The sequence below is a fragment of the Streptomyces sp. NPDC044044 genome (assembly GCF_056434405.1).
In genome coordinates this window covers 1-16,242 of sequence record NZ_JBWKFG010000014.1, presented here as the reverse complement: position 1 = coordinate 16,242, position 16,242 = coordinate 1, and the positions used below count along the sequence as shown (strand labels likewise).

General features: G+C 69.1%; 19 protein-coding genes. 9 read left to right on the top strand and 10 right to left on the bottom strand.

The genetic code is table 11. The annotated features are described in order from the left end of the window. Nucleotides 1–9 precede the first annotated feature (9 nt). From AC07AG_RS39865 to hemL, 4 genes are all read right to left on the bottom strand, one after another. Nucleotides 10–639: a TlpA family protein disulfide reductase gene (locus AC07AG_RS39865; protein ID WP_478761730.1), complete on the bottom strand. Its 630-nt coding sequence runs from the start codon at nt 637–639 to the stop codon at nt 10–12. Nucleotides 640–705: 66 nt separating this feature from the next. Continuing rightward, nucleotides 706–1,935, bottom strand: a complete 1,230-nt coding sequence (locus AC07AG_RS39860; protein ID WP_478761728.1) for a polysaccharide deacetylase family protein — start codon at nt 1,933–1,935, stop codon at nt 706–708. A gap of 177 nt (nt 1,936–2,112) precedes the next feature. Continuing rightward, complete coding sequence (locus AC07AG_RS39855) at nt 2,113–2,796, bottom strand: histidine phosphatase family protein (RefSeq protein WP_249588515.1); 684 nt, start codon at nt 2,794–2,796, stop codon at nt 2,113–2,115. Next, on the bottom strand, nt 2,793–4,130 hold the full coding sequence (gene hemL, locus AC07AG_RS39850) for a glutamate-1-semialdehyde 2,1-aminomutase (RefSeq protein WP_478761934.1): 1,338 nt from the start codon (nt 4,128–4,130) through the stop codon (nt 2,793–2,795). The genes AC07AG_RS39855 and hemL overlap by 4 nt, the downstream gene beginning before the upstream one ends. Before the next feature lie 162 nt (nt 4,131–4,292). Between hemL and AC07AG_RS39845 the strand changes: the two genes are divergently transcribed. Continuing rightward, complete coding sequence (locus AC07AG_RS39845) at nt 4,293–4,892, top strand: hypothetical protein (protein WP_383332664.1); 600 nt, start codon at nt 4,293–4,295, stop codon at nt 4,890–4,892. Between the two features lie 32 nt (nt 4,893–4,924). On the opposite strand, the gene AC07AG_RS39840 is transcribed toward AC07AG_RS39845, so the two are convergent. The 3 genes from AC07AG_RS39840 to AC07AG_RS39830 form a co-directional block, all read right to left on the bottom strand. Next, nucleotides 4,925–5,506 carry an FMN reductase gene (locus tag AC07AG_RS39840; protein ID WP_478761933.1) on the bottom strand — a complete coding sequence of 194 codons (582 nt, stop codon included), beginning with the start codon at nt 5,504–5,506 and terminating at the stop codon, nt 4,925–4,927. Between the two features lie 14 nt (nt 5,507–5,520). Further along, the gene (locus tag AC07AG_RS39835) at nt 5,521–6,612 is read right to left on the bottom strand and encodes an LLM class flavin-dependent oxidoreductase (protein ID WP_478761932.1); all 1,092 of its coding nucleotides are present in this window, start codon (nt 6,610–6,612) and stop codon (nt 5,521–5,523) included. A 183-nt stretch (nt 6,613–6,795) separates the two neighbouring features. Next, nucleotides 6,796–7,395: a TIGR03086 family metal-binding protein gene (locus tag AC07AG_RS39830; protein WP_478761726.1), complete on the bottom strand. Its 600-nt coding sequence runs from the start codon at nt 7,393–7,395 to the stop codon at nt 6,796–6,798. A gap of 82 nt (nt 7,396–7,477) precedes the next feature. Between AC07AG_RS39830 and AC07AG_RS39825 the strand changes: the two genes are divergently transcribed. Further along, complete coding sequence (locus tag AC07AG_RS39825) at nt 7,478–8,302, top strand: DUF6597 domain-containing transcriptional factor (protein ID WP_478761725.1); 825 nt, start codon at nt 7,478–7,480, stop codon at nt 8,300–8,302. Here the strand turns inward: AC07AG_RS39825 and AC07AG_RS39820 are convergent. Next, complete coding sequence (locus tag AC07AG_RS39820) at nt 8,256–8,792, bottom strand: GNAT family N-acetyltransferase (protein ID WP_478761723.1); 537 nt, start codon at nt 8,790–8,792, stop codon at nt 8,256–8,258. The two genes, AC07AG_RS39825 and AC07AG_RS39820, sit on opposite strands and share 47 nt — an antisense overlap. Nucleotides 8,793–9,203: 411 nt before the next feature. On the opposite strand from AC07AG_RS39820, the gene AC07AG_RS39815 reads away from it, so the two are divergent. After that, nucleotides 9,204–10,649 carry an MFS transporter gene (locus AC07AG_RS39815; RefSeq protein WP_478761721.1) on the top strand — a complete coding sequence of 482 codons (1,446 nt, stop codon included), beginning with the start codon at nt 9,204–9,206 and terminating at the stop codon, nt 10,647–10,649. Between the two features lie 36 nt (nt 10,650–10,685). On the opposite strand, the gene AC07AG_RS39810 is transcribed toward AC07AG_RS39815, so the two are convergent. Next, a complete protein-coding gene (locus AC07AG_RS39810; RefSeq protein WP_478761930.1) occupies nt 10,686–11,105 on the bottom strand; it encodes a MarR family winged helix-turn-helix transcriptional regulator in 420 nt (139 codons plus the stop codon). 151 nt (nt 11,106–11,256) lie between these two features. Here AC07AG_RS39810 and AC07AG_RS39805 point away from each other — a divergent pair, with 151 nt between their 5' ends. The 3 genes from AC07AG_RS39805 (at nt 11,257) to AC07AG_RS39795 (ending at nt 12,610) form a co-directional block, all read left to right on the top strand. Then, nucleotides 11,257–11,592, top strand: coding sequence for a YnfA family protein (locus tag AC07AG_RS39805; RefSeq protein WP_478761719.1), 336 nt, complete (start codon nt 11,257–11,259; stop codon nt 11,590–11,592). 68 nt (nt 11,593–11,660) lie between these two features. After that, on the top strand, nt 11,661–12,443 hold the full coding sequence (locus tag AC07AG_RS39800) for an SDR family NAD(P)-dependent oxidoreductase (protein ID WP_249588522.1): 783 nt from the start codon (nt 11,661–11,663) through the stop codon (nt 12,441–12,443). After that, on the top strand, nt 12,443–12,610 hold the full coding sequence (locus AC07AG_RS39795) for a hypothetical protein (RefSeq protein WP_478761717.1): 168 nt from the start codon (nt 12,443–12,445) through the stop codon (nt 12,608–12,610). Before AC07AG_RS39800 ends, AC07AG_RS39795 begins: the two co-directional genes overlap by 1 nt. 50 nt (nt 12,611–12,660) lie before the next feature. On the opposite strand, the gene AC07AG_RS39790 is transcribed toward AC07AG_RS39795, so the two are convergent. Continuing rightward, the gene (locus tag AC07AG_RS39790; RefSeq protein ID WP_478761715.1) at nt 12,661–13,854 is read right to left on the bottom strand and encodes an RtcB family protein; all 1,194 of its coding nucleotides are present in this window, start codon (nt 13,852–13,854) and stop codon (nt 12,661–12,663) included. 182 nt (nt 13,855–14,036) lie between these two features. On the opposite strand from AC07AG_RS39790, the gene AC07AG_RS39785 reads away from it, so the two are divergent. The 3 genes from AC07AG_RS39785 to AC07AG_RS39775 form a co-directional block, all read left to right on the top strand. Continuing rightward, nucleotides 14,037–14,912: a DUF3558 domain-containing protein gene (locus AC07AG_RS39785; RefSeq protein WP_478761713.1), complete on the top strand. Its 876-nt coding sequence runs from the start codon at nt 14,037–14,039 to the stop codon at nt 14,910–14,912. Nucleotides 14,913–15,028: 116 nt separating this feature from the next. Next, complete coding sequence (locus AC07AG_RS39780; protein ID WP_478761711.1) at nt 15,029–15,919, top strand: DUF3558 domain-containing protein; 891 nt, start codon at nt 15,029–15,031, stop codon at nt 15,917–15,919. A 174-nt stretch (nt 15,920–16,093) separates the two neighbouring features. Next, the coding region (locus AC07AG_RS39775; RefSeq protein WP_478761929.1) for a DUF2637 domain-containing protein at nt 16,094–16,242 on the top strand (149 nt) is incomplete at its 3' end.

Here is a 16,242-nt window from a genome sequence, read left to right as displayed (position 1 = left end):
ACGAGGAGATCACTTCTCCGCGATCAGCGGGTCGATCATCTTGCGCAGCTTCTCTTCGTTGAGCGCCTGCTGCGAGCGGGCCGCGATCTTGCCCTCGCGGTCCAGGACGATCGTGGAGGGGATGAACTTCGGGTTCATCGTGCCCTTGGGGAAGCGCAGCATCAGCTTGCCCATCGGGTCGTGCAGGCTCGGGTAGGAGATCTTCCACTCCTTCTCGAACGTGAGCGCCGGGCCCTTCTGCGGATCGCGGGTGTTGATCCCGACGAACTGCACGCCCTTGCCCTTGAGGTCCTTGGAGACCTTCGCGAAGTTCGGCGCCTCGGCCCGGCACGGCGAGCACCAGGAGCCCCATACGTTCAGGACGACGATCTTGCCCTTGTAGTCGGCGACGTCGAGGTGCTTGCCCTCAAGGGTCTCCCCTTCGAGCTTCGGCCCGTCCTGGCGCTCGCCCTTGTCGGCGGTGGCGATGCCGTCCGAGCCGGTGACGAAGTTCGTGTTCCCCGAGCCACCGGACGTGCCGCCGGAGCCGCACGCCGACAGGGTCAGCGCGGCGACCGCGGCCCCAGCGCCCAGAAGGGCGGCGCGGCTGCGGCTACGGCTGCGGTTCGTGCTGTGGGGGGCGCGGCAGGCGGCACTCATGTGAAAAGTTTCGCATGTCTGTTTCGGGGATCTTCCGCACCCCCCGGGGTTGCGGAAAGTCCCATTTCAGACGGCCTTCCCGAGTCCCTTCCAGCCACCGGTGGGCTCCTGGCCGACCTCAAGGCCCTGCAGGTCGGCGAGCACCTTCGGGTCCTGGACGTCGAGCCAGTCGACGAACTGCCGGAACGAGACGAGGCGTACGTCCTTCTTGCCCGCGATGTGCTTCAGGGCTTCCTCGACGGCGTCCATGTAGATGCCGCCGTTCCACTCCTCGAAGTGGTTGCCGATGAAGAACGGCGCGCGGTTGGTCTCGTAGGCGCGCTTGAATCCGGCGATGTAGGACTCGGTGGCCTGCTTGCGCCAGCCCGGGTAGTTGGCCGGCGGCGCCTTGGTGGAGTTCTGCGACTGGTTGGCCAGGATGTTGTAGTCCATGGAAAGGACCTCGAAGGAGTGCCCGGGGAACGGCATCGCCTGCAGCGGCAGATCCCAGATGCCCATCTTCTTCTCGGGCCAGCGCTGACGGCCGCCGGGCGAGGAGGCGTCATAGCGCCAGCCGAGCTTCTTCGCCGTCGGCAGCAGATTCTCCTGGCCGAGGAGACAGGGAGTACGGCCGCCGACGAGTTCCTTGTCGTAGTCGAAAGGAAGCGACGGCAGATCGGTCCAGCCGGTATTCGTGCGCCATTCCTTCACGAACGCGGTGGCCTGGTCGATTTCGCTCTGCCATTGCGCGGGCGTCCAGTTGGCGACCGTGCCGCTGCCCGCGCAGAAGTGCCCGTTGAAGTGCGTGCCGATCTCATGGCCTTCGAGCCATGCCTGACGGACGTACTTCAGCGTCTCCTTGATGTGACCGTCGGTGAGATAACCGATGTCGGATGCGCCGACGCCGTTGTTCGGCGGCTTGTAGAGCCGCTTCTTGGACTCGGGAAGGAGATAGAGACCCGAGAGGAAGAACGTCATCTTCGCGTCGTGGTCCTCGGCCAGCTTCAGGAAACGCGGGAAGAGACCGTTGCCGACCTCGCCCGCGCCGTCCCAGGAGAAGATCACGAACTGCGGGGGCGTCTCACCGGGCTGCAGGGGGACGGGCTTGCCGGGCTGATGCGGCTGCTTGCCCGTGTACGAGGTCGAGCCGTCACCGATCGGCTTCGCCGGGCGCTTGTCGCCGCCCTGGCCGCCCTCGCCCTTTCCCGCCGAACCGGCCGAATGACTGCCGCCGCCCGTGCCGCAGCCGGCAAGACCCAAAGCGGCGGCGGTCCCGACTCCGAGGCCGAGCATTCCCCTGCGACTGAAGTCGCGCATTCCATCCCCATTCGTCGCGCCCTGCGTCCATGCACGATGGACGCCCCGTTAGAGGGCGCGACGAACTGGGAGGTTCCTGCAACAAGCACATATTTAGCGCTTTTTACCGAGAATGGACATACAGTCGCCAGTCAATTACCCGCCGTCGACAACGAATCGAAGGCGGGCCACCCATGACTAAGCGCCGAACGCCTTGGCCTTCCCCTTCACCGGCTTGGCACCCGCGAGGAGATGAGCGGGGACGAGATCCCGCGCCGGCTCGCTGTACCCCACCGACACGATCTTGTCGCCGCGGTACGTGAACGTCGTCAGCGAGGCCAGGGTGCACTGCCGCTTGCGCGGGTCGTGCCACAGGCGGCGCTTCTCCACGAAGCTGCGCACGATCCAGATCGGCAACTGATGGCTGACGCACACCGCTTCATGCCCGCGGGCCGCGTCCTTCGCCGCGTCCAGGGCGCCCATCATCCGCACGACCTGCTCGACGTACGGCTCGCCCCAGGACGGCTTGAAGGGGTTGACCAGGTGCTTCCAGTTCTCCGGGTTCTTCAGCGCGCCGTCGCCGACCCCGAAGGTCTTGCCCTCGAAGACGTTGCCCGCCTCGATGAGCCGCCCGTCCGTCGCCAGGTCGAGGCCCTGCGCCTTGGCGATCGGCGTCGCCGTCTCCTGCGCCCGGTCCAGGGGCGAGGCCACGACGTGCGTGATGTCACGCGGGGCGAGGTGCTCGGCGACCCGGTCGGCCATCTGCCGCCCCAGCTCGGAGAGGTGGTAGTCGGGAAGGCGCCCGTAAAGGATCCCCTCCGGGTTCTCCACCTCCCCGTGGCGCATCACGTGGACGACTGTGAGCTCGCTGCCCGCGCTCATGCGGTGGCCTCCGTGGTGGGTTCAGTGGCTTCGGCTGCCGCGCGCGCCGCCGAAGGCAGGGCCGCGGCGATCTTCTCGATCGCCCGCTCGTCATGGGCGGTGGAGACGAACCAGGACTCGAAGGCCGACGGCGGCAGATACACGCCCTGCGACAGCATCGAGTGGAAGAACGCGGTGAAGCGGAACGACTCCTGCTTCTTCGCGTCGTCGTAGTTCCGCACCTCGCCGTCGGTGAAGAAGACGGAGAACATGTTCGACGCGTTCTGCAGCCGGTGCGCCACGCCCTCCTTGGAGAGCGCGTCGGTGACCAGGGCGCGCAGCTGCCCGGAGACGACGTCGACCTTCTCGTACGCCGCGTCGTCGAGCAGCCGCAGCTGCGCGAGGCCCGCGGCCGTCGCGATCGGGTTCCCCGACAGGGTGCCCGCCTGGTAGACGGGGCCGACCGGGGCGAGGTGCCCCATGACATCGGCGCGGCCACCGAAAGCGGCGGCCGGGAAGCCGCCGCCCATGACCTTGCCGAAGGTCATCAGATCGGGCCGCACGCCGTCGACGCCGAACCAGCCCGCCTTCGACGTACGGAAGCCGGTCATCACCTCGTCCGAGATGTACAGCGCGCCGTTCTCCCGGCAGAGGTCGGCCAGGCCCTGGTTGAAGCCCTCACGCGGCGGCACGACGCCCATGTTGCCCGGCGACGCCTCCGTGATGACGCAGGCGATCTCACCGGCGTTCGCGGTGAACGCGGCGCGCACGGCATCGAGGTCGTTGTAGGGAACGACGATCGTGTCGCCCGCCTGGGCGCCGGTGACGCCCGGGGTGTCCGGAAGGCCGAAGGTGGCGAGACCGGATCCCGCCGCGGCGAGCAGCGCGTCCACGTGACCGTGGTAACACCCGGCGAACTTGATGATCTTGGCGCGGCCGGTGAATCCGCGCGCCAGGCGGATCGCGGACATCGTCGCCTCGGTGCCGCTGGAGACGAGCCGCACCTGCTCGACGGGCGCGATGCGCGCGACGATCTCCTCGGCGAGCGCGACCTCGCCCTCGCCGGGCGTGCCGAAGGAGGTGCCGCGCGAGACGGCCTCCTGAACAGCGGCGATCACATCGGGGTGGGAGTGGCCGAGGATCATCGGCCCCCACGAGCAGACGAGGTCTACATACTCACGGCCGTCGGCATCCGTGAGGTACGGACCGGTACCGGACACCATGAAGCGGGGCGTACCGCCCACAGCGCGGAAAGCGCGCACGGGAGAGTTCACACCGCCGGGCGTCACGGCCGCCGCACGGTCGAAGAGAGTCTGCGAAACTGGGGCGCTATACGGGAAGCTCACATGAACCATGGTGTCAGAGGCTTCGGACATCCTGCGGACAGGTGTTTCACTCGACGTTTTAGCCGGTGACCGTGGGGGAGGTCACTGACACGATGATCGGGTTGCGCGGCGGGGGCCGCGAGGCCTAGAAAAGCAGGGGCGGGCGCCCTGGAAAAGCAGTCGGGTGGAGATATGCATCGCGGTGGCGGACTGGGCGAGGGGACCGACGGCCTGGGCCCGCGGCGTGCCCGGCGGATCGGCAAGCACCGGCGCGAGGCGGAAGCGGCCGAGGCAGAGGCCTTGGCACGGGGCGAGACGGAGCAGGACCGGGCGGGAACCAGGAGTGGCCGGGTGGGCGGGGTGACCTACAAGTACTTCGGAGCCCCGGACGGCGCGACCGCCGCCCGAGTGCCCATCTCGATGCGCCCCGAAGAGCTCGGCGGTGACGAGCTCGGCATGGGCGGCATGTTCACGAAGATCAAGCCGGAGACGGTGGCCGCGATGGTCCTGACCGGCATCGAGGGGATACCCCTGAACAAGGTCCCCCCGCTCGAACTGGTCGTCCTGCACCCCGACTACGCCGTGGTGAAGCTCCCCATGACGGTCGTCGACCCGCTGCGCGGCATCGGCGAGGAGTCGGTCGGCGCCGCGGCGTTCATCTGGTCCACGGTCCCCGACCGCGGCGGCCCGCGCGACGCGTTCAACGTCTATCAACTGCTGCACGAATGGCAGGACTTCAGCCACCGGCTGCATGACGCGGGGCATCAGGCGTACTGCCTGGTGTGGCCCTGACCCGACCCCCACGCCGTCCGCGTATGCCGGAGCTACTCCGGCCGCAGCGCCGCGAGCTGCCGCTCGAAGGGGACGAGGTCGTCCTCCTGGACCGGCGCCGGCCGCATGATTTCGGCCAATTCGGCCGCGGCCCGCTCGATGCGGCCCTCCAGGCCGTCGGCGCCCCAGTCCTCGGACGCCGCGTACACGGCGGTCGGCACGACCACCGCCCGCAGGTACGCGAACAGCGGACGCATCGCGTGCTCCAGGACCAGCGAATGGCGTGCGGTGCCGCCTGTCGCCGCGATCAGGACCGGCGTACCGGCGATCGCGTCCTTGTCGAGGACCGTGAGCACGTCGAAGAACGACTTGAAAAGGCCGCTGTACGAGGCGGAGAAGACCGGCGTGACGGCGATCAGGCCGTCCGCTGACTTCACCGCGTCCGCAGCCGCGCTCAGTTCGGGGCCGGGGAATCCGGTGGCGTAGTTGTGCGCGATCTCCACGGCCAGGTCGCGGAGTTCGACGACCTGGATCTCCACGTCGGCATGGCGTCCGGTGGCCGCCGCGAGGCGGTCGGCCAGGAGTCGGGTGGAGGAGGGGACGCCGAGCCCCGCCGATACGACGACGAGCTTCATGCGCTTCATCTGCTTCATGCGGTGACCTCCTTGCCCTGCGGGGCCGCCACGCGGGCGGCGTGCGTCGGTGCGTCCGGGACGTTCGCCGGGCGGTTCTTGGCGAACTCCTCGCGCAGGACCGGGACGACCTCCTCGCCGAGGATGTCCAGCTGCTCAAGGACCGTCTTGAGGGGCAGGCCCGCGTGGTCCATCAGGAACAGCTGGCGCTGGTAGTCGCCGACGGCGTCGCGGAAGGACAGCGTCCGGTCGATCACCTGCTGCGGGGAGCCGACGGTCAGCGGCGTCTGGGACGTGAACTCCTCCAGCGAGGGCCCGTGCCCGTAGACGGGAGCGTTGTCGAAGTACGGCCTGAACTCCCGCACCGCGTCCTGGGAGTTCTTCCGCATGAAGACCTGCCCGCCGAGCCCGACGATCGCCTGCTCCTCGGTGCCGTGCCCGTAGTGCGCGAACCGGCGCCGGTAGAGGTCGACCATCTTCTTGGTGTGCTCCTGCGGCCAGAAGATGTTGTTGTGGAAGAACCCGTCGCCGTAGTACGCGGCCTGCTCGGCGATCTCCGGGGAGCGGATGGAGCCGTGCCAGACGAAGGGTGCGGTGCCGTCCAGCGGGCGGGGCGTCGAGGTGAAGGACTGCAGGGGCGTACGGAACTTGCCCTCCCACGTCACGACGTCCTCGCGCCACAGCCGGTGCAGGAGCGCGTAGTTCTCGACGGCGAGGTTGATGCCCTGCCGGATGTCCTTGCCGAACCACGGGTACACCGGGCCGGTGTTGCCGCGGCCCATCATCACGTCGACCCGGCCTTCGGCGAGGTGCTGGAGCATCGCGAAGTCCTCGGCGATCTTCACCGGGTCGTTCGTGGTGATGAGGGTGGTGGAGGTGGAGAGGATCAGGTTCTCGGTGCGGGCGGCGATGTAGCCGAGCATCGTCGTGGGCGAGGACGGGACGAACGGCGGGTTGTGGTGCTCGCCGGTCGCGAACACGTCGAGCCCGACCTCCTCGGCCTTCAGCGCGATGGCGACCATGGCCTTGATGCGCTCGTGCTCGGTGGGGGTGCGGCCCGTGGTGGGGTCCGGCGTCACGTCGCCGACGCTGAAGATCCCGAACTGCATGCCGGATCCGGACTGCATGGCTGACTCACTCTCCGCAGGTTGTTGACTGTTCAACTATACCTACGGAACGGTGGCGGTCCAGGGGGTATTCCCGGGCGGGGCTTCGGGCGGGGCGAGGTCCGGCCCGGCAGGGCTTCCTCGGCCAGGCAGCCGACGGGGTCCGGCCCGGCAGGGCTTCCTCGGCTAGGCAGCCGGGGTCCGCGGGGTCCAGCGCGGGTCTCGGCCCGTCTCGGCAAGCAGTCGCTCCAGCTCTCCGGCCCCCTCGGGCACGGCCACCGGCTCCCCGAAGACGCCCATCTTCCGGGCGGTCGGCGCCAGCCCCGCGACGGCTTCCCGCAACGCGGCGACCACACCACTGCTCTCGGGGGCCGCCTCGAACTCCAGACCCGTGGCACGGGCCAGATCCCAGGCGTGCACCGTCAGGTCGAGCAGCGCCATGCTGCCGACGGTCGTCGCGGGCATGCCCATGGCTCCCGTCGTTCCCTCGTCGGCGCCAGGGGCGGACCAGGCGGCGACCAGCTTCCCCGCCTCGTCGGCGAAACGGTCGCGCCAGTCGGGGCTCCCGGCGACGAAGTCGGGGGTCTCGCCGAACTCGGAGTCCTGCTTGGCGGCCAGCGCCTGGAACTGGACGATCACCTGGTGGAGGTGGTTGACCAGGGCCTTCACGTCGTAATCGGCACAGGGCGTGGGGGCGGTGAGGCGGTCTTCCGGGATGGCGCGGACGACAGGGACGGCGTGGTCGGCCGCCACCTTCAGGAGATCACCGATGCTGTTCTCAGTCATGCCACGACGTTAGGACCGCGATCACCCTCGTGGCTTGAAGAAACGCGACACCGGCCGCAGACCTCCGGCATACGATCCAGCCATGGCCGACGCCTCCGAGCCCGCCCCGCGCAGCGACACCAAGGGCATCGTCGACGCCGCAGGACTCTTCGCCCGCGCACGGTTCCGCCGGCACCTGGCAGCACCCGCGCTGCGCCCGTACGTGGAGCAGTACTGGCTGATCGACTGGGACCTGTCCCAGCCGTACGCCTCACACATCGTCCCGCACCCCTCCGTGAACGTCGTCTTCCAGACCCTCCCCGGCCAGGAACCCTTCGCCGAGGTCGCGGGCATCGGGCTCGGCCTCTTCACCCAGAAGCTGGAGGGGCGGGGGCGGGTGTGCGGGGTGAAGTTCCGCCCCGGCGGCTTCCGCCCATTCGCCCCGGAGCACCCGGTGTCCGCCTGGACCGGCCGGCGGATGCTGCCCCTGGACCAGGTATTCGCCGAGGTCCCCGACGGCGCACTGGACGCGGTCCTGACCCCCGACGAGGAGCAGGCGCGGGTGGCGGCACTCGACGCCTTCCTCCTGGCCGTCGGCCCCACGCCCGACCCCCAGGCGGACCTGGCCATGGCCCTCGCCGAACGCATCGGCACGGACCGCGGGATCCGCCGGGTGAGCGAGTTCGCGCGGGCGGAGGGCATGACCGTACGGACGCTGCAACGACTGTTCTCGGCCTACGTGGGGGTCGGCCCGAAGTGGCTGATCCTGCGCCACCGGATCCACGAGGCGCTGGAGCGGGCGGAGACGGACGCGGAGGTGGACTGGGCGGACCTGGCGGCCACGCTGGGCTACGCCGACCAGGCCCACCTCGTCAGGGACTTCACGACGACGGTGGGTGTGCCTCCGACGGCGTACGCGCCGCACTGAGGGTCAGGTCGACGCTCCAGTCGTTGCACCGCATCCAGTGCCCCTTCGGGTACTCGAAGTCGTGTTCGCCCCCCTGCGTGAACCCGGCCTTCCGGCACACCCCGTTGGAAGCCGCGTGGTCCGCCGAGGGAAAGGCGTGCAACCGCGGGTGCCGACCGGCGGCCCGAGCCTCCTCGACGACCATCCGCGCGGCGCTCGCCGCGATCCCCCGCCCCTGGAACCCGGACAGCACGCTCCACCCCGTCTCCCAGGTGGACTCTCCCTGCCAGGACGTCTCCCAGTACCCGATGGACCCGACGGCGACCTCGTCCAGCACGATCCGGAACATCTGCCCCCGCTCATCGAGCGCGAGATAGCGGCGGTGCCGGGACACCAACTGCTCATGCGTCTCGGGACCCCCCAAGTGCGCGGTCATCTCAGCGGAGTTGCAGGCGACCAACAACTCGAAGTCACCCTCGGACCAGCGAACCAGACGTACAGATCTCTCCATACCGGCCACGGTACGGCGAGGGTCCGACAACGCCCGAGGAACAGCGGGCGCGCCCCCATCCACCCGCAGTCGGCAGTGCACGCGAGGGGACGTGCCGGTATGTCCGCCCGGAGCACGGTTCGCAGGACTCCCCCGCCGAAGGAACTGCACGGCCACCGGACGACAGCGAGGACGGACATACCGGCGCGGCCCCGCACCCCAAGACGGCCCCGCACCCCAAGACGGCCCCGCACCGCCCAGCGGACGGCACCACCGCCCGAAGACGGACCGTCCCCACAAACCGCCTTGACAGCACAGACCCTCCCCCCGCACATTTATCTGCGTGACGCAGCTTCTGCATGGCGCCGCACATATCCTGCCGCCGCGACTGCGCACCCACACGCCTCCACCCCGCACACGAAGGAACCCACCGTGCCCACGGAAACGGAAACCCAGACGTCCACGCCCACCACCAGTCACGCCCTCACCCCACGAAAACGCTGGGCCGTCCTGGCCGTGATCCTCGCCGCGGACGTACTCGACCTGGTCGACGCCACCATCACCAACATCGCCGCCCCCACCATCGCCAAGGACCTGGACGGCGGCCCCGGACTCATCCAGTGGCTCGGCGCCTCCTACGCGCTCGCCCTCGGCGTACTCCTCGTCATCGGCGGACGGCTCGGCGACAAGTACGGAAGACGGCGGCTGTTCCTCATCGGCCTAGGCGGCTTCACGCTCGCCTCGGTCGCCTGCGGGCTCGCCTTCAGCCCCGAGTCGATCACCGTCGCCCGCCTCGCACAGGGCGCCTTCGGCGCACTCGTCATCCCGCAGGGCTTCGGCATCCTCGGCGCGGTCTGGCCCCGCGAGGAGATCGGCAAGGCGTTCAGTCTCTTCGCGCCCGCCATGGGGCTCTCCGCCGTCGGCGGCCCCATCCTCGCCGGGTTCCTGATCGACGCCGACCTCGGCGGCCTCGGCTGGCGGTCCATGTTCCTGATCAACCTCGTGCTGGGCGGCGCGGCCCTCGTCGCCGCCGCCCGCCTCCTCCCCAAGGACCCCGGCGACAGCACCACTTCGATCGACGGCACCGGCTCGGCCTTCCTCGGCGCCACCATGCTCGGACTGCTCTCCGGCCTGATCGAGGGCTCCACGAACGGCTGGACCACCGCACCCGTACTCCTGATCGCCGCGGGCCTCGCCGCGTTCGCGCTCTTCTGCCGCCGTCAGCGCACCGCACCGAACCCGCTGATCAAGCCGTCGCTGCTGCGCAACCGCGGCTTCACATCGGGGCTCGTCCTTTGCGTCGCCTTCTCCGCCGCCGTGTCAGGACTGCTCTACGTCATCTCGCTCTACCTGCAAGAAGGCCTCGGCCGCACGCCCTCCGGCACCGCGCTCGGCCTCATCCCGCTCTCCGCGGGCATCGTCATCGCGTCCGTCGCCTGCCACGGCCTCATCGGCAGGCTCGGCCGCACGCTCGTCCTCATCGGCCTGCTGATCATCCTGACGGGTACCGGATACCTGCTCGCGATCGTCACCAGCTCCGGTACGGACACGGGCAGTTGGGCCCTCGTGCCACCCATGCTCGTCATCGGCCTCGGCATGGGCACCTGCTTCGGCACCGTCTACGACATCACCATCGGCGACATCGCACCCCAGGAAGCGGGCAGCGCGAGCGGATCGCTCAGCGCCGTGCAGCAGTTGGCCAACGCGATCGGCGCGGCCACCGTCGTCACCGTCTTCTTCAAGACCGCCGACGGCGCCGACGGCGGCCCCGACCACGCCATGGCCGTCACCCTCACCGTCGTCGCGGGCGTCACCCTGCTCTGCTGCGCCCTCGTACGACTCCTCCCGCGCAAGCCGCAGGAGGACCAGCACCACTAGCCCCCAGACCCTCAGCCCCCCTGGGCCCCGGCGGGATCAGCCGTCCAGCTCCCCGCCCCGCAACCGCGCCACCTGCGCCGCACTGAATTCCACGGTGCGGCGCATGTGGCCGATGAGCAGGTCCAGTTCATCGTCGTCGTACCGCTCGAAGAGCGCGAACCAGCCGCCCCCGAGCTTGTCCCACATCCGCCCGAACTCCACCACCGCGTCCGGCACCGTCGAGACCAGGACCCGCCGCCGGTCGGCGACGTCCCGCTCCCGCACGACATAGCCCGCCTTCTCCAGACGGTCCACGAGCCGCGTCGCCGAGCCCGTCGTCAGACCGGTCAGCTCGGCGATACGGCCCGTCGTGACGGGCGCGGCCTCCAGGCTGAGCAGGTTCAGGCACTGCAGATCGGTGGGGTGCAGCTTCAGATGGTCGGCGACGGCCTGATTGAAGAGGGCGTACGAGGCCATGTAGCGCCGCGACTCGACGGACAGCTCGTCCACGAGAGCAGCGCGCCGCGCGCCCTTCGTCTTCTCGGCCACGAAGACCCCCTTCTGAAGACATCTGCGTCAGACAGAAAGCGTACGACGCAGACACCCGCTCCCGTGCCACGATTCCCCCATGCTCGTCGCACGCTCCGTCGCCCTCTTCGCCCTCGCCGCACTCTTCGAGATCGGCGGCGCCTGGCTCGTCTGGCAGGGCGTACGCGAGCACAAGGGCTGGGCCTGGATCGGCGCGGGCGTCATCGCCCTCGGCATCTACGGCTTCGTGGCCACGCTCCAGCCCGACGCCGAGTTCGGCCGCATCCTCGCCGCGTACGGCGGCGTCTTCGTCGCCGGATCGATCGCCTGGGGCATGGTCGCCGACGGCTACCGGCCCGACCGCTGGGACGTGACCGGAGCGCTGATCTGCCTCGCGGGCATGGCGGTGATCATGTACGCGCCCCGGGGTCGCTAGGCGGGCGACCTATCCTGGCGGAACAGGACAGGAACGTACGTACGCATCAGGACGCACAAGGAGCAGACATGACCGCCGCCGCGAACGCCGCGCCCGCCGCCACCCGCATCGCGATCGTCACCGGCGCGAGCAGCGGCATCGGCGCCGCCACCGCGCGCGGACTCGCGGCCGCCGGCTACCGCGTCGTCCTCACCGCCCGCCGCAAGGACCGCATCGAGGCCCTCGCCGCAGAGATCACGGCCGCGGGCCACGACGCGATGGCGTACGCGCTGGACATCACCGACCGCACGGCCGTGGACGAGTTCGCCACCGCCTTCCGCAAGGTCGCGGTCCTGGTCAACAACGCGGGCGGCGCGCTCGGCGCCGACACCATCGCCACCGGCGACCCGGCCGACTGGCGCCAGATGTACGAGACGAACGTCATCGGCACCCTGAACGTCACCCAGGCCCTGCTCCCCGCACTCACCGCGAGCGGCGACGGCACGATCGTGGTCCTCTCCTCCACGGCCGGGCACGGCACGTACGAGGGCGGCGGCGGCTACGTGGCCGCGAAGCACGCCGAGCACGTCCTCGCCGAGACCCTGCGCCTGGAGATCGTCGGCACCCCGGTCCGCGTCATCGAGGTCGCCCCCGGCATGGTCAAGACGGAGGAGTTCGCCACGACCCGCTTCGGCGGCGACGAGGAGAAGGCCGCGAAGGTCTACGCGGGAGTGTCGGCACCCCTCACGGCGGACGACGTGGCGGACACGATCACCTGGGCGGTGACGCGCCCGCCGCACGTCAACATCGACCTCCTGGTGGTCCGCCCGCGTGCCCAGGCCTCGAACACGAAGGTCCACAGGGAACTGTGATGCCGGACCCGGACGAAGCGGCCCGGACCGCCGAAACGGCCGAGCAGCGCCACCTCACCCAGGAGACGAAGAACGAACGCCTGGTGTGGTGGTACCTGGCGTACTTCCTCTTCGGCATCCACATCATCGCGTTCGTGATGATCTTCGCCATCAAGAACGCGAAGTAGCCTCGCGCGGCGGTTCAGCCCTTCGCTCAGCCCTACGCCCAGCCGTTCGCTCAGCCCTTCACGCAGATGACCTGCTTGAGCTTGGCCACGACCTGGACGAGATCGCTCTGCTGCTCCATGACCTTCTCGATCGGCTTGTACGCACCCGGGATCTCGTCCACGACGCCCGAGTCCTTGCGGCACTCGACGCCCCGCGTCTGCTCTTCCAGGTCCTGCGTGGAGAAGCGCTTCTTCGCGGCGTTGCGGCTCATCCTCCGGCCGGCGCCGTGCGAGGCCGAGTTGAAGGAAGCCGCGTTTCCGAGGCCCTTCACGATGTACGAACCCGTGCCCATCGAACCGGGGATGATCCCGAAGTCGCCGCTGCCCGCACGGATCGCGCCCTTCCGCGTGACCAGCAGGTCCATCCCGTCGTACCGCTCTTCGCTGACGTAGTTGTGGTGGCAGGAGATCACCGGCTCGAAGGTCACCTTCGCCTTCTTGAACTCCTTGCGGACTACATCCTGGAAGAGCCCCATCATGATGGAGCGGTTGTACTTCGCGTACTCCTGCGCCCAGAAGAGGTCGTTGCGGTACGCCGCCATCTGCGGGGTGTCCGCGACGAAGACCGCCAGGTCGCGGTCGACGAGGCCCTGGTTGTGCGGCAGCTTCTGGGCCACCCCTATGTGGTGGTCGGCCAGTTCCTTGCCGATGTTCCGGGAGCCGGAGTGCAGCATCAGCCAGACCGCACCCGACTCGTCGAGACAGAATTCAACAAAATGGTTTCCGCTTCCGAGCGTTCCCATCTGCTTGGTCGCCCGCTCCTGACGGAATTTCACCGCATCGGCGATCCCGTCGAAGCGCGACCAGAAGTCGTCCCAGGCGGACGTGCCGAACCCGTGCAGCCGCCCCGGATCCACGGCATCGTCATGCATCCCCCGCCCCACCGGAATCGCCTGCTCGATCTTCGACCGCAGCCGCGACAGATCCCCCGGCAGGTCATTGGCCGTCAGCGAGGTCTTCACCGCCGACATCCCGCAGCCGATGTCGACCCCCACCGCCGCGGGACACACCGCCCCCTGCATGGCGATCACCGAACCGACCGTCGCGCCCTTGCCGTAGTGGACGTCCGGCATGACGGCCAGGCCCTTGATCCAGGGCAGCGTCGCCACGTTCTGGAGCTGCTGGAGTGCGACATCCTCGACCGAGGCCGGGTCCGTCCACATGCGGATCGGTACCTTTGCCCCGGGAACCTCCACGTACGACATAACGTCCTCATTCCCCCGTAGTTGAACAGAAGTGCTGAAAGTCTCGTAGCGCAAATACCGGAGCCAAGGTCAACGAAAGGTACGACGGACCGGCGTCCACGGCATTGCGTGCGATACACATTGTGTCCACCGGTCGCCCACCAGCGGCAACCCAATATCCCCGGCGAGAAGGAGCCCACACGGTGCAGCGGAAGGCCTACGTACCAGGCGTCGCAGCTCTCATCGCGGCGCTGCTCGCCGGCTGCACCGGCGGGGGTGCGCTCGGCGGCGAGCCGGACGACTCGAAGCCCGGCGACACCGGCAGCTCCACCGCGGCCGCCGAGCCCGGCAAGTACCGCACGCTCCCCGAGCCCTGCGGCCAGGTCGACCGCAGCACGCTCGACTCGATGCTGCCCGGCATCAAGGAGATGCAGGACGAGGAGCAGCGGGAGAAGGCGTACGAGGGTGCGCCCACCGTCACGTACGACACCGACCGGCGTGTGGGCTGCCGCTGGAAGGTGGAGTCCTCCGGCGCCACCCACCATCTGCTCGTCGACTTCGAGCGCGTCGTCTCGTACGACAACGGCGTCAGCGACGACACCCGCGCCACGGAGGTCTACGCGTCGAAGGTCCAGAAGGCGGATCTGCCCGAGCCCTCCGGCACCCCGACCGCCGACGAGGACGAGGACACGGGTGAGGACGAGGGGGCCGGTGCCGAGCCTTCCGACGGTGCCGACAACGGTACGGATGCGGACGAGTCCGGCAAGGGCGACGGCAAGGGTGACGCGGGCGACAGCGCCTCCGGCGACTCCTCGGGAGAGGCCGTCACGCCCCCCGGTCTTGAGCCCCGCATCCTCGACGACCTGGGCGACGAGGCCTTCCTCGACGACGCGCTCACCACGTCCGGTTCCGCGACCCGGCACCGCACGGTGACTGTGGTGTTCCGCACGTCGAACGTCATCGTGACCGTCGAGTACGACGAGCAGCCGGGGCGTCTCACCGACATCCCCGACAGCAAGGAAATGCAGGACATGGCGCAGGAACTGGCCGGAAGCCTGGCCGACGGCTTCGACGAATAGCGACGGTTCGGACAGGTGCCCGGCTCCTCGGAAGCGGAGCCGTCCGCGTCGGGCACGGCGTACCGTGGCCCATCGAACCGACGACAGCCGTCTTGAGTGACTTGAGTGAAGGAACCATGCACCGACCAGCACAGCGACTCACCCGCATACTCACCTGCGCAGCCGCCGTACCGGTGATCCTCATTGCCTCCGGCTGCTCCTCCGACTCCGGCTCGGATTCGGACGGGGCCAAGAAGGACTCGGGCTCGAAGGCTTCCGCCTCGGCCTCGGGCAAGGACAAGGCCGCGACCGTGGAGAAGGCGGCATTCAGCAAGCTGCCCGAGCCCTGCGAGGTCCTGTCGAAGAAGTCGCTCGACGACCTCGTCCCGAAGGCCAAGGACAAGTCGGGCAAGGCGGGCACGTCCGACGACACGTCGGCGCGCGGCACCTGCTCCTGGGACAGCCTCGACAACAACGGCGTCGACGGCTCGCAGTTCCGCTGGCTCCGCGTCTCGCTGATGCGCTTCGACTCGGACGCGTCGCTGGGCAGCGGTGCCAAGCGCGCGCAGAACAACTTCGCGAAGCAGGTCGCGGACGCGCAGGCGACGGAGGGCGCGAAGAGCGTCAAGACGGAGCCGGTGCCGGGCATGGGCGACCAGACGACGGTCGTGGCGTACGACCTGAAGAAGGACAAGGAAAACTTCAAGCAGCAGACGGTCGTGACGCGCGTGGAGAACGCCGTCGTCACGATCGACTACAACGGCGCGGGCCTGGCCGGCGACAAGGCGCCGAGCGCGAAGGACCTGTCCAAGGCCGCCGAGAAGGCGGCGAAGGAGGCCTCCGCCGCGGTCGTCTCCGCGAACAAGGCGGGCGGCACGGACAGCGGCAGCGGCAGCAGCGGCTCCAAGGAGTCGGACTCGAAGGACTCCGGCTCCAAGGACTCCGGCTCCAAGGACTCCGGCTCGAAGGATTCCAAGGACTCGGACTCCAAGGACAGCTCCAAGTCCAGCGCCAAGCCCAAGAGCTGACGTCGGGCGGCAAGAAGCCCGCGTACACCTCACGCGTACAACTGGCAGCGCAGTCAAGGCAGTTGTGGAGCCCGGCCCCCTGGTGGCCGGGCTCCTGCCGTACCGGCACACCGTCTTCCGCATGCGTGTGCCAGGCTGTCGCTCGCAACAAACCGAACAGGGAGGGGTTCGCGGGTGGCCGCGATGCAGCTGACACGCACGCACCGAATACTCATCGGCGTGGTCGTCGCCGGTGCGGTCGTCATCGCCGGCATCGGTTTCGCGGGGTCGTACGCGGCCGTGCGCGAACTCGCCGAGCAGAAGGGCTTCGGCAGCTTCTCGGC